Below are 13,067 nucleotides of genomic sequence, written 5' to 3'. Positions count from 1 at the left end.
ACTGCCTCAACGCCCGCGCAGGAACCATTTGTCGATCTCGGCCAGATTGAAATGCGCCCAAGTCGGGCGTCCGTGGTTGCACTGCCCCGAGCGCTCGGTGATCTCCATGTCGCGCAGCAGGGCATTCATTTCCGGGATCGTGAGCCTGCGGTTGGCGCGGACCGCGCCGTGGCAGGCCATGGTCGACAGCAGCTCGTCGCGCGCGGCGGCCACGCGCCGGCTCTGGCCGTGTTCGCGCAGGTCGGCCAGCACGTCGCGCAGCAGCGCGCCGGGTTCGGCATGGGCCAGCAGGGCCGGCACGCTGCGCACGCTCAGGCTCTGCGGGCCGCTGCGGGTCACATCGAACCCCAGCTCGGTCAGGGTGGCGGCCTCGCGCTCGGCCACGTCGGCCTCGCGTTCGGCCACCGCCAGCGTCATCGGCACCAGCAGCGGCTGGGCGGTCAGGCCGATGCCGTCGTGCGCGGTCTTCAGGCGCTCGTAGCCGATGCGCTCGTGCGCGGCGTGCATGTCCACCACGATCAGGCCGTCGGCGTTCTCGGCCAGGATGTAGATGCCGTGCAGCTGGGCGATCGCATAGCCCAGCGGAGGAATGACGTCCTGCGCGTCGTTGGCGGGCAGCGGCATCGCCGGACCCGGCTGCGGGCTGCGGATCGACGGGCTGCTGTACAGCGCCGCATAGGCCCCCGGCGCATCGGCCACGCGCAGCCCCAGCGGCGACTGCTGCGCGCCGGTCCATTGCAGGTGCTGCGGCACCTGCCCCGCTGCCAGCGCGGGGGCGCCGTAGGCGGCCTGCGCCATCGGCATCGGCACGGCGGCCATCTCGCCGGCGCCTTCGGCGGCCACGCCCGCGCGCGTGCCGGCCAGCGCCTCCTGCAGGGTGCTGAAGACGAAGTCATGGATCATCCGCGATTCGCGGAAGCGCACTTCGTGCTTGGCCGGATGCACGTTGACGTCCACCCGCGCCGGATCCAGCTCCAGGAACAGCACGTACGCCGGCTGGCGGCCGTGATACATCACGTCCTGGTAGGCCAGCTTCACCGCATGGGCGATGTTGCGGTCGCGCACCGCGCGGCCGTTGACGTAGAGGTATTGCTGGTCGGCGCTGGCGCGCGAATACGCCGGCTGCGCGATCCAGCCGTGCAGGCGCAGGCCGGCGCCGCTGTGATCGATGCGCAGCGCGTACCGGGCGAATTCCTCGCCCAACGTCTCGTGCAGGCGCAGGCTGGGCTCCAGCTGACCGCCGCCCTTGTAGCGGCGCGACGGCCGGCCGTTGTGCGATACGCGCAGCTCCACGTCCGGGCGCGCCAGCGCCAGCGAACGCAGCCACTCCTCGATGTGACCCAGCTCGGTACGCTCGGCGCGCAGGAACTTGCGCCGCGCCGGCACGTTGTAGAACAGCTCGCGCACCTCGACCGTGGTGCCCTGCGCATGCTGGCGCGGTGTCACCTCGCCCACGCGCCCGCCGTCCACCTGCAGGCAGGCGCCGTGCGCATCGTGCGCGCGCCGCGAGCTGAGGCTGAAGCGGCTGACCGAGGCGATCGAGGGCAGCGCCTCGCCGCGGAAGCCGAGCGTGGCCACGGTCTCCAGATCGTCCAGCGAGGCGATCTTGCTGGTGGCATGGCGCGAGACGGCCAGCGGCAGTTCCTCCGGCGCGATGCCGCCGCCATCGTCGCGGATGCGGATCAGGCGGATGCCGCCTTCCTCCAGGTCGATGTCCACCCGCTGCGCGCCGGCGTCCAGCGCGTTCTCGACCAGCTCCTTGACGACCGAGGCAGGCCGTTCGACCACCTCGCCGGCGGCGATCTGGTTGATCAGGGTGTCGGGAAGCTGGCGAATGGGCACGGGCGAGGAATGAGCGCGAAAGAAATCCGCGGTCAGTCTAAATCACCGAACCGCGCTTGCTTTGCCCACGCCTCACCGCGCCCCACTCACTCCCGCCTCAAGGCGCCCCGCCGCTCGAACTGCCGCCTGCCGCAGCGGACTGCGCGCGCGCAGCGAACAGCGTGCCCGGCGGCGGCTCGCGGCTGAAATAGGTCTCCACACCCTGCAGGATCGCGCCGGCGATCTGGGCCTGGAAGGCCGGATCGGTCAGCTGCTTCTCTTCGGTGTAGTTGGAGATGAAGGCCGTCTCCACCAGCATCGCCGGCATGTCCGAGGTGCGCAGCACGGCGAAGTTGGCCTTTTCCAGCGTGGCCTTGTGCGCGTTGCCCACGTCCTTCAGCCCGGCCAGCACGTGGCCGGCGGCGTTCTCGGAGGCCTTCATGTGGCCGCTCTGCGCCAGGTCGATCAAGACCGAGCCCAGCGTGCTGTCCACGGTCTGCAGCTTGACGCCGCCGATCAGGTCCGAGGCGTTTTCCTTGTCGGCCAGCCAGCGCGCGCGCTGCGAGGTCGCGCCCTTGAGCGAGAGCACATAGACCGACGAGCCGCTGGCGCTGCGGTTCTCGGCGGCGTCGGCGTGGATGGAAATGAACATGTCCGCATGCGCCGCGCGCGCTTTGACGGCGCGCTGGTTGAGCGGGATGAAGTAGTCGCCGTCGCGGGTGAGGTAGGACTTCAGGCCGGGCGTGGCGTCGATCTGCCGGGCCAGCTGGCGGGCGATCGCCAGGGTGACGTTCTTCTCGTACTTGCCGGTCGGGCCGATGGCGCCGGAGTCCTGGCCGCCGTGGCCGGCATCGATGGCGATCACCAGCGGGCGCATGCCGGCGCGCATGGCCAGCTTGGGCTGCGGCAGCACCGGGGCCGGGGCGTCGGCGACGACGGACTTGGGTTCGACCGGCGCCGGGCGACCGGTGGCGATGGTCACGCCGGGCGCGATGGTCTCCGGCACGTTCGTCGCGGCCGGCGTGGGCACCACGACGCCGGGCACGGGCTGGCCGGCCAGGATCGCCGCCGGCGACAGCGTGCTGGACGCCGGCGTGGCGGGCGCCTGCTGCTGCGGCGAAGGCGCCGACGGTACGGGCGTGGTCACCGGCGCCTGGACGACGGGCGTCGGCGCGGCGGACATCGGGCGCGTGGCCTGGGCGACCAGCGCGGAGGTGGCCTGCGCGGCGGCGACGCTGGCCGGCACGGCGGCCGCCGTCGCGCTGGGCGTGGGCGCGGGAGCACTGGCGGTCGCCGGGCCGTCGCCGGGCCACTCGATCACCAGCCGCGACAGCGCGCCGGCGCCTTCCATATGCGGATTGACGGCCGTGATCGGCCCGGCCAGGTCGAACACCACGCGGAACGTGCCTGGCACCGGCTGCCCGGTGCGCACGGCGGTGACCACGCCACTGGGCGCGGGCAGCTTGAGGGATTTCAGCGCGGTGGAGGCCGGCAGGTCGACGACCAGACGGTTGGGATTGGCCAGGGAAATGGTCTTGTAGCTGCCCGCGCCCTGCAGCTGGATCTCGGCGCGGGTGCCGGTCGGGCCGTTGACCAGGTCGATGGCGCGCACTTCGCCGGCATGGGCAGCAGGCACGACGCTGGCCAGAAGCGCGGCGCCCCCCCATGCGATCGCAAATGCGGTCATCCCCTTCGGCATGCGGCGATTCAAGCACTGCCCAAGCGTAAAGGCAACCCCTTTTCCCTTAATAATCCGTGACCTGCCGAAGCTTTCTCGCCTCGCCCGGCATAAGTCGCCCCTAACTGACGATTTCCGCCAGACGGGCCAGCCAGGCCTGTCCGGTCTCGGTCCCCGCCACCAGGCGCGCGTCGCGCCCCTGGGCGGAGATCTCCAGGAAGATCTCCAGGTCCGCGCGCGGCAGCCCGCCGCGGCCCTTTTCCGGCCATTCGATCAGCCACAGCGTGGCCACGGCCTCGTCCAGGCCGAGGAAATCCAGCTCGCTGGCATCGCCCAGCCGATACAGGTCCAGGTGCCAGGCCTCGCCGCCGTCGATGGGGTAACGCTCGATCAGCGTGTAGGTGGGGCTGCGCACCGAACCGGTCACGCCCAGCCCGCGCAGCAGCGCGCGCGCCAGGGTGGACTTGCCGGCGCCCAGGTCGCCATGCAGATGCACGGCCGCCTGCGGCGGGCGGGTGGACGCCAGCGCGCTCCCCAGCCGCGCGGTGTCCTCGACCTGCGCCAGGTGCAGCCGCATCAGCCGGCCCCCTGCGGATTGGCCAGCGTCGGCAGGCAGTCGAACAGATCGCTGGCCAGCAGGCCGCGCTGGCCGCGCTGCGCGGCGGCCGCGTCGCCGGCCAGCCCGTGCAGCAGCGCACCCGCGCTGGCCGCGGCGAACGCATCCAGCCGTTGCCCGCGCAGCCCGGCGATCACGCCGGTCAGGACATCGCCCATCCCGCCAGTGGCCATGCCCGGATTGCCGGTGGTGATCACGCGCGGCAGCTGGCCGTCCTGCGCGATCAGCGTGCCGGCGCCCTTGAGCACGACCGTGGCCTGCCAGCGCGCCGCCAGCTCGGCCGCCGCGCCGAACCGGTCGGCCTGGACCTCGGCGGTGGAACGCCCGAGCAGGCGCCCGGCTTCGCCCGGATGCGGGGTCAGGATGGCGTCGCCCAGCGCACGCGGCGGCTGCGCGATCAGATTGAGCGCGTCGGCGTCGAGCACCAGCGGCTTGCCGGCTTCCAGCGCCGGCCGCAGCAGCGCGCGGCCCCAGTCGCCCTGGCCCAGCCCGGGGCCGATGGCGATGACGTCGGCCGCCTCGAGCAGCGGCTGCAGATCGCTGCCGGATTCCACCGCGTGCACCATCGCCTCCGGGCGCCGCGTCAGCAGCGCGCCGACATGCGCCTGGCGCGTGGCCACCGTGACCAGGCCCGCACCGCTGCGCAGCGCGGCCTCGGTGGTCATCATGATCGAACCGCCGTGGCCCAGATCGCCGCCGATGCACAGCACGCGGCCGTTCTCGCCCTTGTGCGTGTCCAGGCGGCGCGGCCTGAGCCAGCTCGCCAGATGCTCGGCCTGCAGCAGCTGCGCCTTGGGGGCGGTCATGCGCATCAATTCGTCAGGGACCTCGAGCGGATCGAGCAGCAGTTCGCCGGCATGTTCGAGCCCGGCGCCGGTGTGCAGCCCGTGGTGGCGCACGATGAACTGCAGCGTGCGCCGCGCGCGCACCGCCGCGCCCGGCGCGGTCCCCTGCCCCGCATCGATGCCGCTGGGCACATCGAGCGCGAACACCGGCGCAGGCTGCGCATTGATCGCCTCGATCAGCGCTTGCGCCTGCCCCTCCGGGGCGCGCGCCAGGCCGATGCCGAACAGCGCGTCGACCACCACATCGGCCGGCGGGAACTGCTCAGGGAACAGGGCCACCTGTCCGCCGGCGGCGATGTAATCGGTGCATGAGCGCTGGGCCAGGTCGGTGCGCGGTGTGTGGTCCTCCAGATGCAGCACCACCACCTGCCGCCGCGCGCGCAGCGCGCACAGGGCCAGCACGTAGCCATCGCCGCCGTTGTTGCCCGGCCCGCACACCACCGTGATGCGCTCGGCGCGGGGCCAGTCGCGTTCCAGCACCCGCCACGCGCCCTGCCCCGCCTGCTGCATCAGCGCGAAGGCGCCGCCTGCCAGGCGCGCGCTGGCTTGCTGGTCCAGGGCACGCGCCGCGGCGGTGCCGAACAAGGGGAGAAGGGCCGTCATGGCGCGCGATTCTATACTTGCGTCCATGACTGCTTCGTCTGCGACATCGCCCGATCCGCACGCGCTGGCCGCGCGGATCCGTGCGCTGGCGCGCGCGGCCGGTTTCCAGCGCTGCGGCATCGCCGGCATCGAGCTGGGCCAGGACGAAGACCACCTGCGCAGCTGGCTGGCCGAAGGCCTGTACGGCTCGATGGACTGGATGGCGCGCCACGGCCAGCTGCGCGCGCGGCCCGCCGAGCTGATTCCCGGCACCCTGCGCGTGATCTCGGTCGGCCTGGACTACGGGCGCAACGACAGCGACGAAGCCTGGACCACGCTGGGCGATGGCACGCGCGCCTATGTGGCGCGCTACGCACTGGGGCGCGACTACCACAAGCTCATGCGCAACCGCCTGCAGAAGCTGGCGCTGAAGCTGCAGGAGGAAGTGGGCGCGTTCGGCCATCGCGTCTTCGTCGATTCGGCGCCGGTGCTCGAGCGCGCGCTGGCGCGCAACGCCGGGCTTGGCTGGATCGGCAAGCACACCTGCCTGATCGACAAGCAGGGCGGCTCGTGGTTCTTCCTCGGTGAGATCTACGTCGACATCCCGCTGCCCATCGACGCGCCGGCCAGCGCGCACTGCGGCACCTGCGTGCGCTGCATCGAGGTCTGCCCCACCCAGGCGATCGTCGCCCCGCACCGGCTCGACGCGCGGCGCTGCATCGCCTATCTGACCATCGAGCACGAGGGTGCGATTCCGATCGAATTACGCAAGCCGATCGGCAACCGCGTCTTCGGCTGCGACGACTGCCAGTTGGTCTGCCCCTGGAACAAGTTCGCCAAGCGCACCGACGAGCCGGACTTCCGCGCGCGCAACGACCTGGATACGGCCACGCTGCCGCAGCTGTTCGCCTGGGACGAGGACGAGTTCCTGCGCCGCACCGAAGGCTCGGCGATCCGCCGCAGCGGACACGAGCGCTGGCTGCGCAACATCGCCGTGGCCCTGGGCAATGCGCCGACCACGCCGGAGATCCTCGCCGCTCTGGCCTCGCGCCGCGACGCGCCTTCCGCGCTGGTGCGCGAGCATGTCGGCTGGGCCTTGGCACAGCACGGCGCCTGAAGGCGTCGGAAGCCGGTAGAGCGGAGCTTGCTCCGCTGCTCTTCGAACAAGCCGCATTGTGCAGAGCGGAGCTTGCTCCGCTGCTCTTCGGACAAGCCGCATTGTGTAGAGCGGAGCTCGCTCCGCTGCTCTTCGGACAGGGCGCATGTAAAGCCTCAGCGGAGCAAGCTCCGCTCTACATATGCGCAGAAACCTACCTTCGCTTTTCAGCGCGTGCGGATCTGCTCCAGCAGCGCCTGGGTGACCGGGTCGTCGGCCTGGGCCTGGCCCTTGAGCGCCGGCAGCAGGCCGTTGGCCAGTTGCTTGCCCAGCTCCACGCCGAACTGGTCGAAGGCGTTGATGCCCCAGGCCAGCGACTGCGCGTACACGCTGTGCTCGTACATGGCGATCAGCGCGCCCAGCGACTGCGGGGTGAGCGCGTCGAGCAGGATCATCGTGCTCGGCCGCCCGCCGGCGTAGCTGCGGTGCGGGTCGTCGCTGGACTGGCCGTTGGCCAGCGCCTCGGACTGCGCCAGCAGATTGGACAGCAGCGCGATGTGGTTCTCGGCGTAGGGGTCGTCGTTGTGGATGGTGCCGACGAAATCCAGGGGCACGATCTGCGTGCCCTGGTGCAGTGCCTGGAAGAAGCTGTGCTGCACATCGGTGCCCGCCCCGCCCCACCACACCGGCACGGTCTCGCAGTCCACCGGCGTGCCGTCGATGCGCACCGACTTGCCCAGGCTCTCCATCACCAGCTGCTGCAGATAGTTGGGCAGCAGCGCCAGGCGCTGGTCGTAGGTCATCACGCCGTGCGCGGCGTGGCCGAGCACGTTGCGGTTCCAGATGGCGGTCAGCGCGTGGCGGATGGCCAGGTTGGACTCGGCCGGGGTCTCCAGCACGTGCTGGTCCATCAGCGCGGCACCGTCGAGCAGCGCGCAGAAGTTGTCGAAGCCAATCGCCAGGGCGATCGGGAAGCCCACCGCCGACCATAGCGAGTACCGCCCGCCCACCCAGTCCCACATCGGCAGCACGCGCGCATCGGGGATGTCGAAGGTCTTGGCGGCGCGCTCGGGATTGGCGCTGACCGCGTACAGGCGCTCGCTGCCGCCCAGCCAGTCGGCCAGGATCTTGCCGTTGAGCAGCGTCTCCTGGGTGCCGAAGGTCTTGGAGATCAGGATCGCGGCGGTGGTCGCCGGATTCAGGCCGGCCAGCACGCGCTGCGCCGCGGCGCCGTCGACGTTGGACAGGAAGTGCACGCGCAGCTTCGGCTGCAGCGGGCGCAGCGCATTGGACACGTGGCGCGGCCCCAGATCCGAGCCGCCGATGCCGACGCTGACGATGTCGGTGACCTCGCTGGCCTCCAGCTCGGCCACCAGCTTGCCCATGCGCTCGCGCACGCCGGCCGCCTCGGCATAGGCGTCCTGGGCGACCTTGGCGTCGGTCAGGTTGCTGCGCAGCGCGGTGTGCAGGGCCGAGCGGCCCTCGGTCGGATTGACGATCTCGCCGCGGAACAGGCGCTGGTAGGCCGCCTTGAGATCGAGGTCCGAGGCCAGCGCATGCAGCGCCTCCAGCGCCTGGCGGTCATAGCCCTGGCGGGCGAAGCTGGCGTACACCGGCCCCACCCGCAGCGCCAGCTCCGACGCGCGAGCAGGATCCTGTTCCAGCAAATCCGGCGCGCGGGTGCCGCGCAGGCGGTTGGCGTGGGACTGCAACGCGTCGAAGTTCGTCATCAGGCGGCCTGCTTGGGAATCGATTGGTTGGTGTGGGTGATGCGGTTCTGCCCGTCCACGTAGATCAGCGTGGGCTTGAACGCGTCGGCCTCGGCTTCGGACATGCTCGCAAAGGCGGCGATGATGATGATGTCGCCCACCTGCACATGGCGCGCGGCGCCGCCATTGAGCGAGATGATGCCGCTGCCTTCGTCGGCGCGCAGGGCATAGGTGCTGAAACGCGCACCGTTGGTGACGTCCCAGATGTGCACCTGCTCGAACTCGCGGATGCCGCTGGCGTCGAGCAGGTCGCCGTCGATGGCGATCGAGCCTTCGTAGTTCAGCTCGGAATGGGTGACGGTGGCGCGGTGGATCTTGGTCTTGAGCAGGCTCAGGTGCATCGGCGTAGGACAGCGACAGGAAAGCAGGCCGGCGAGTCTAGCAGCGCGCGGCGTGTCCGATCGGCCAACCTGCGCGACTTTCAGAATTCCAGGTTGTCGATCAGCCGGGTGGTGCCCAGGCGGGCGGCGATCAGCGCCACCTTGGGGCCCGTCTCGCCGTCGGCCGGCTCGGATAGGTCCGGGCGGCGCACCACGGTGTAGTCCACCACGTAGCCGACCTGCGCCAGGCGGGCGGCGGCGGCCTGTTCGACCTCGGCGCGCGGGGCGCCGGCGGTCAGGTCGTCGCGCATCTGCAGCAGGGTGCGGCGGATCTCGGCCGCGATGGGGCGCTGCTCGTCGGAAAGGTACTGGTTGCGCGAGCTCATCGCCAGGCCGTCGGCCTCGCGCACGATGCTGCCGCCCAGGATCTCCACCGGGAAGGCCAGGTCGGTGACCATCTGCCGGATCACCGCCAGCTGTTGGTAGTCCTTCTTGCCGAAGGCGGCCAGGTCCGGGGTGACCTGGTTGAACAGGCGGCTGACCACCGTGCACACACCGTCGAAGTGGCCGGGCCGGCACTCGCCTTCCAGCACCCCGCTGACCCCGGGCACGTGGACCTTGGCGGCCAGCTCGATGCCGAACGGATACATCGACTCGACCGTGGGCAGCCACAGCACGTCGCAGCCGGCGCCTTCCAGCCCGGTGGTATCCGCATCGGGCGTGCGCGGATAGCGCGTGTAGTCCTCGTTGGGGCCGAACTGGGTCGGGTTGACGAACACGCTGGACACCACGCGGTCGGCATACTGGCGCGCCAGCATCACCAGCGAGTAGTGCCCGGCGTGCAGGTTGCCCATGGTCGGCACGAAGCCCACCTTCAGGCCCTGGCGCTTCCAGCCGGCCACGCGTGCGCGCAGCGCGTCGAGTTCAGTGATGGTTTCGATCATATGCGCCCTACCCGCGCGTCGGAGTCGATGGGGTCGGACGTGCGTCAGTACGCATGGGCGGCATCGGGAAAGTGGCCTGCGCGCACGGCGTCGGCATAGGCGCGCACCGCGCCGGCGATCGAGCCGCCCTGCTCCAGGAAATCCTTGACGAACTTCGGCCGGCGGTGGCCCATCTCCAGGCCCAGCAGGTCGTGCAGCACCAGCACCTGGCCGTCGCACTGCGCGCCGGCGCCGATGCCGATGGTCGGGATGTCCACCGCCGCGGTGATGCGCGCGGCCAGCGTGGAGGGCACGCATTCGAGCACCAGCAGGCTGGCGCCGGCCTGGGCCACCGCGATGGCATCGGCCAGCAGCTTCTCGGCCGCGGCGTCCTCGCGCCCCTGCACCTTGTAGCCGCCGAAGGACAGTACCGACTGCGGCGTCAGCCCCAGGTGCGAGCACACCGGGATATCGCGCTCGCTCAGGAAGGCGATGACCTCCAGCTTGTGGCCGGCGCCTTCCAGCTTGACCATCTCCGCGCCGGCCTGCAGCAGGCGCGTGGCCGCCTCGAGCGCGCGCTCTGGCGTGGCATCGGACTGGAAGGACAGGTCGGACACCAGCAGCGCGCGCTGCAGCCCGCGGGCGACGATGCGCGTGTGGTAGACCATGTCCTCCACGGTCACCGGCAGGGTCGAGTCATGCCCCTGCACCACCATGCCCAGCGAGTCGCCGATCAGCACCAAGTCCACGCCCGCCGCGTCGAGCGTGCGGGCGAAGCCGTAGTCGTAGCAGGTCAGCATCACCAGCTTCTGCCCGGCCTGCTTGGCCTGGCGCAGGGCGGGAACGGTCCAGGGCTTGCTGTCGGCGTGCGTACTCATAGCCGATCATTATCCACTCATAACGCGGTGATGGCGCCACGGTCGATGCGGAAAGCTGCTTCCCGCACGCTGCCGTGGCCGGCGATGCGCAGCTCCGGGGCCACATCGGCCAGCGGCACCAGGGCGAAAGCGCGCTCGTGCAGGCGCGGATGCGGCACCTGCAGACCAGGCACATCGATCACCGCCTCGCCATAGAGCAGCAGATCCAGGTCCAGCGTGCGCGGGCCCCAGCGCTGTTCGCGGCTGCGGTCGCGGCCGAAGCGGCGCTCGATCTCCAGCAGCGCCGCCAGCAGGGCCGGCGCCGGCAGCGTGGTGGTCACGCGCGCGGCAGCGTTGACGAAGTCCGGCTGGTCTTCCACGCCCCAGGCCGGCGTCACGTACAGCGGCGAGGCCGCCACCAGCACGGTCTCCGGCAGCGCGCCGATCGCCGCGAAGGCCGCGCGCAGCGTGCCCGCCGCATCGCCCAGGTTGGCACCCAGGCCGATGCAGGCGGTAACCGGGGCGGTCATTCCCCGCTGGCGCCGGCCGCGCCGCTGCGCCGACGCCGGCGTCGGCGACGCTTGGACGGCGGCGCGTCCTCGTCGGTATAGCTGTCGATGGCCGGCTCCAGGCCCAGGCTGGCCGACAGCTCCTCGTTGGACTGGGTCTGGGCCTGGGTCCAGAAGGCGACATCGGCGGCGTGCTCGGGCGAGGCCGACTGGCGCAGCACCAGGAAGTCGAACGCCGCGCGGAAGCGCGGATGGCTCAGCAGGCGCACCACGCGCTTGCGCTGGCGCTGGGAGAAGCGCGACTGCAGCAGCCAGATCTCCTGCATCGGCAGGGAGAAGCGACGCGGCAGCGCGATGGTGGTCAGCTGGTGCAGGGTGACCCGGTCGGCGGCGCGGCGCGCGGCCTCTTCCGGATGCGTGCCCTGTGCCTGCAGGCCGATCAGCGCGCGGCAGTAGGCCGGCCACAGCAGCAGGGCGAACAGGAAGGCCGGCGAGACCGGCTCGTCGGCCGCCACGCGCGCATCGGTGCCGGCCAGGCCTTCGAGCACCATGGCGCGCAGCGCGCCGCTGCGGTTGGACTTCAGCGCCGCCGCGCTCTCGGGCAGCAGCACGGTCAAAAGGCCCGTGCGCTCCAGGCCCTCGAAGCTGGCCACGGCATGGCCGGACAGGAACAGCTTGAGCACTTCCTCGAACAGCCGCGCCGGCGCGGCCTCGGCCAGCAGCGGGGCCAGCTCGGGGATCGGCGCGGCGGTCGGCCCATCGATGGTGAAGCCCAGCTTGGCCGCCAGGCGCACCGCGCGCAGCATGCGCACCGGATCCTCGCGATAGCGCTGCTCGGGGTCGCCGATCAGCTTCAGCCGGCGCGCCTGCACGTCCTCGAAGCCGCCGCAGTAGTCCCGCACCGAGAAGTCCTCGATGGCGTAGTACAGCGCGTTGGCGGTGAAGTCGCGGCGGACCGCGTCGTCCTCGATGGTGCCGTAGACGTTGTCGCGCAGCAGGCGGCCGTCCTCGTGCAGCTCGCGGTCGCCGCTGCCGTCGTCGCTGTTGGCGCGGAAGGTGGCGACCTCGATGATCTCGCGGCCGAAGACCACGTGCGCCAGCCGGAAGCGGCGGCCGATCAGGCGGCAGTTGCGGAACTGCTGCTTGACCTGCTCGGGCGTGGCGTCGGTGGCCACGTCGAAGTCCTTCGGGTGATGGCCGACCAGCAGGTCGCGCACGGCGCCGCCGACCAGATAGGCCGAAAAACCCGCATCACGCAGGCGGTAGAGCACGCGCAGAGCGTTGGGGCTGATGTCCCGGCGCGAGATGGTGTGTGCTTCGCGCGGGATGACGGTGGGCTGAAGTTCGGAGGTGATGATTGCGGCGTCCGTTGATGTGGCGGCTGACCCGATTGCCGGGAGCCCAAGCTGCGAATATACTAACCAGCTCAAGCCGTCACGGCCAAAACGCTCCCTTCGTCTAGTGGTTAGGACGTGGCCCTCTCAAGGCTAAAACAGGGGTTCGAGTCCCCTAGGGAGCGCCACCGTGGCAATGCGAGACCCGATCAGACCCGGCCGATGCCGGGTCTTTTCGTTTGTGCCGCCCGGGCGCGCAGGCGGGGATGGAAGCGCATTCCTATAGAATGCGCAGCCTTCCTCGCACGTCATACCGGAAACGCCCATGCCCTTCGTCGTCACCGAGAACTGCATCAAGTGCAAGTACACCGACTGCGTGGAGGTGTGCCCGGTGGACTGTTTCCATGAAGGCCCCAACTTCCTGGTGATCGACCCGGACGAGTGCATCGACTGCACGCTGTGCGAGCCGGAGTGCCCGATCAACGCCATCTACCCCGAGGACGACGTGCCGGCCGGGCAGGAAGGCTTCGTGGCGCTCAACGCCGAGCTGGCCAAGGCCTGGCCGGTGATCACCGTGCGCAAGGAACCGCTGCCCGACGCAGGCGACTGGGAAGGCAAGCCGGACAAGCTACCGCTGCTGCAGCGCTGAGCCCACCGCGCGGCCGTCCAGGCCCGGCGCGACCCCAGCCAACAAAAAAGGCGCCGCAAGGCGCCTTT

At 70.8% G+C, this 13,067-nt stretch carries 12 protein-coding genes and 1 tRNA gene; 3 read left to right on the top strand and 10 right to left on the bottom strand.

Translation table 11 applies throughout. The features are described from left to right. Positions 1-6 precede the first annotated feature (6 nt). The 4 genes from mutL to MWN52_RS07720 all read right to left on the bottom strand — a co-directional run bounded on the left by mutL (position 7) and on the right by MWN52_RS07720 (position 5,563). Positions 7-1,842 carry a DNA mismatch repair endonuclease MutL gene (gene mutL, locus MWN52_RS07735; protein ID WP_286577339.1) on the bottom strand — a complete coding sequence of 612 codons (1,836 nt, stop codon included), beginning with the start codon at positions 1,840-1,842 and terminating at the stop codon, positions 7-9. Between the two features lie 97 nt (positions 1,843-1,939). Beyond that, positions 1,940-3,520 (bottom strand): N-acetylmuramoyl-L-alanine amidase, encoded by a 1,581-nt coding sequence (locus MWN52_RS07730; RefSeq protein ID WP_286577338.1) that lies wholly within the window; start codon positions 3,518-3,520, stop codon positions 1,940-1,942. Between the two features lie 100 nt (positions 3,521-3,620). Next, the gene (gene tsaE / locus MWN52_RS07725; RefSeq protein WP_425608093.1) at positions 3,621-4,076 is read right to left on the bottom strand and encodes a tRNA (adenosine(37)-N6)-threonylcarbamoyltransferase complex ATPase subunit type 1 TsaE; all 456 of its coding nucleotides are present in this window, start codon (positions 4,074-4,076) and stop codon (positions 3,621-3,623) included. Continuing rightward, positions 4,076-5,563, bottom strand: coding sequence for an NAD(P)H-hydrate dehydratase (locus MWN52_RS07720; protein ID WP_286577337.1), 1,488 nt, complete (start codon positions 5,561-5,563; stop codon positions 4,076-4,078). The genes tsaE and MWN52_RS07720 overlap by 1 nt, the downstream gene beginning before the upstream one ends. Before the next feature lie 25 nt (positions 5,564-5,588). Between MWN52_RS07720 and queG the strand changes: the two genes are divergently transcribed. Further along, positions 5,589-6,659 carry a tRNA epoxyqueuosine(34) reductase QueG gene (gene queG, locus MWN52_RS07715; protein WP_286577336.1) on the top strand — a complete coding sequence of 357 codons (1,071 nt, stop codon included), beginning with the start codon at positions 5,589-5,591 and terminating at the stop codon, positions 6,657-6,659. A gap of 206 nt (positions 6,660-6,865) precedes the next feature. Here the strand turns inward: queG and pgi are convergent, their stop codons facing one another. The 6 genes from pgi to pcnB form a co-directional block, all read right to left on the bottom strand. After that, the gene (pgi, locus tag MWN52_RS07710) at positions 6,866-8,368 is read right to left on the bottom strand and encodes a glucose-6-phosphate isomerase (protein WP_286577335.1); all 1,503 of its coding nucleotides are present in this window, start codon (positions 8,366-8,368) and stop codon (positions 6,866-6,868) included. Further along, positions 8,368-8,748 (bottom strand): aspartate 1-decarboxylase, encoded by a 381-nt coding sequence (gene panD / locus MWN52_RS07705; RefSeq protein WP_130518939.1) that lies wholly within the window; start codon positions 8,746-8,748, stop codon positions 8,368-8,370. The genes pgi and panD overlap by 1 nt, the downstream gene beginning before the upstream one ends. An 80-nt stretch (positions 8,749-8,828) precedes the next feature. After that, on the bottom strand, positions 8,829-9,671 hold the full coding sequence (gene panC / locus MWN52_RS07700; RefSeq protein ID WP_286577334.1) for a pantoate--beta-alanine ligase: 843 nt from the start codon (positions 9,669-9,671) through the stop codon (positions 8,829-8,831). Between the two features lie 44 nt (positions 9,672-9,715). Next, the gene (gene panB, locus MWN52_RS07695; protein WP_130534101.1) at positions 9,716-10,528 is read right to left on the bottom strand and encodes a 3-methyl-2-oxobutanoate hydroxymethyltransferase; all 813 of its coding nucleotides are present in this window, start codon (positions 10,526-10,528) and stop codon (positions 9,716-9,718) included. 17 nt (positions 10,529-10,545) lie between these two features. Further along, positions 10,546-11,037: a 2-amino-4-hydroxy-6-hydroxymethyldihydropteridine diphosphokinase gene (gene folK / locus MWN52_RS07690; protein ID WP_286577332.1), complete on the bottom strand. Its 492-nt coding sequence runs from the start codon at positions 11,035-11,037 to the stop codon at positions 10,546-10,548. Continuing rightward, entirely contained in the window at positions 11,034-12,407 is a 1,374-nt protein-coding gene (gene pcnB, locus MWN52_RS07685; protein WP_228257860.1) for a polynucleotide adenylyltransferase PcnB, read from the bottom strand. Before pcnB ends, folK begins: the two co-directional genes overlap by 4 nt. A 56-nt stretch (positions 12,408-12,463) precedes the next feature. Between pcnB and MWN52_RS07680 the strand changes: the two genes are divergently transcribed. Then, positions 12,464-12,538, top strand: a tRNA-Glu gene (locus tag MWN52_RS07680). 137 nt (positions 12,539-12,675) lie between these two features. Beyond that, positions 12,676-12,999 (top strand): ferredoxin FdxA, encoded by a 324-nt coding sequence (gene fdxA, locus MWN52_RS07675; protein ID WP_130518949.1) that lies wholly within the window; start codon positions 12,676-12,678, stop codon positions 12,997-12,999. The last annotated feature ends 68 nt before the right edge of the window (positions 13,000-13,067 follow it).

The organism is Pseudoxanthomonas winnipegensis (assembly GCF_030322905.1).
Lineage (GTDB): Bacteria > Pseudomonadota > Gammaproteobacteria > Xanthomonadales > Xanthomonadaceae > Pseudoxanthomonas_A > Pseudoxanthomonas_A winnipegensis.
This window is presented reverse-complemented; position numbering and strand designations above follow the sequence as displayed.

Bases quoted from the DNA above. Each gene is read 5' to 3' on its own strand.
- queG (WP_286577336.1), top strand. From the start codon at position 5,589: ATGACTGCTTCGTCTGCGACATCGCCCGATCCGCACGCGCTGGCCGCG.
- panC (WP_286577334.1), bottom strand. From the start codon at position 9,671: ATGATCGAAACCATCACTGAACTCGACGCGCTGCGCGCACGCGTGGCC.
- MWN52_RS07730 (WP_286577338.1), bottom strand. From the start codon at position 3,520: ATGCCGAAGGGGATGACCGCATTTGCGATCGCATGGGGGGGCGCCGCG.
- fdxA (WP_130518949.1), top strand. From the start codon at position 12,676: ATGCCCTTCGTCGTCACCGAGAACTGCATCAAGTGCAAGTACACCGAC.
- pgi (WP_286577335.1), bottom strand. From the start codon at position 8,368: ATGACGAACTTCGACGCGTTGCAGTCCCACGCCAACCGCCTGCGCGGC.
- tsaE (WP_425608093.1), bottom strand. From the start codon at position 4,076: ATGCGGCTGCACCTGGCGCAGGTCGAGGACACCGCGCGGCTGGGGAGC.
- panD (WP_130518939.1), bottom strand. From the start codon at position 8,748: ATGCACCTGAGCCTGCTCAAGACCAAGATCCACCGCGCCACCGTCACC.
- folK (WP_286577332.1), bottom strand. From the start codon at position 11,037: ATGACCGCCCCGGTTACCGCCTGCATCGGCCTGGGTGCCAACCTGGGC.
- panB (WP_130534101.1), bottom strand. From the start codon at position 10,528: ATGAGTACGCACGCCGACAGCAAGCCCTGGACCGTTCCCGCCCTGCGC.
- MWN52_RS07720 (WP_286577337.1), bottom strand. From the start codon at position 5,563: ATGACGGCCCTTCTCCCCTTGTTCGGCACCGCCGCGGCGCGTGCCCTG.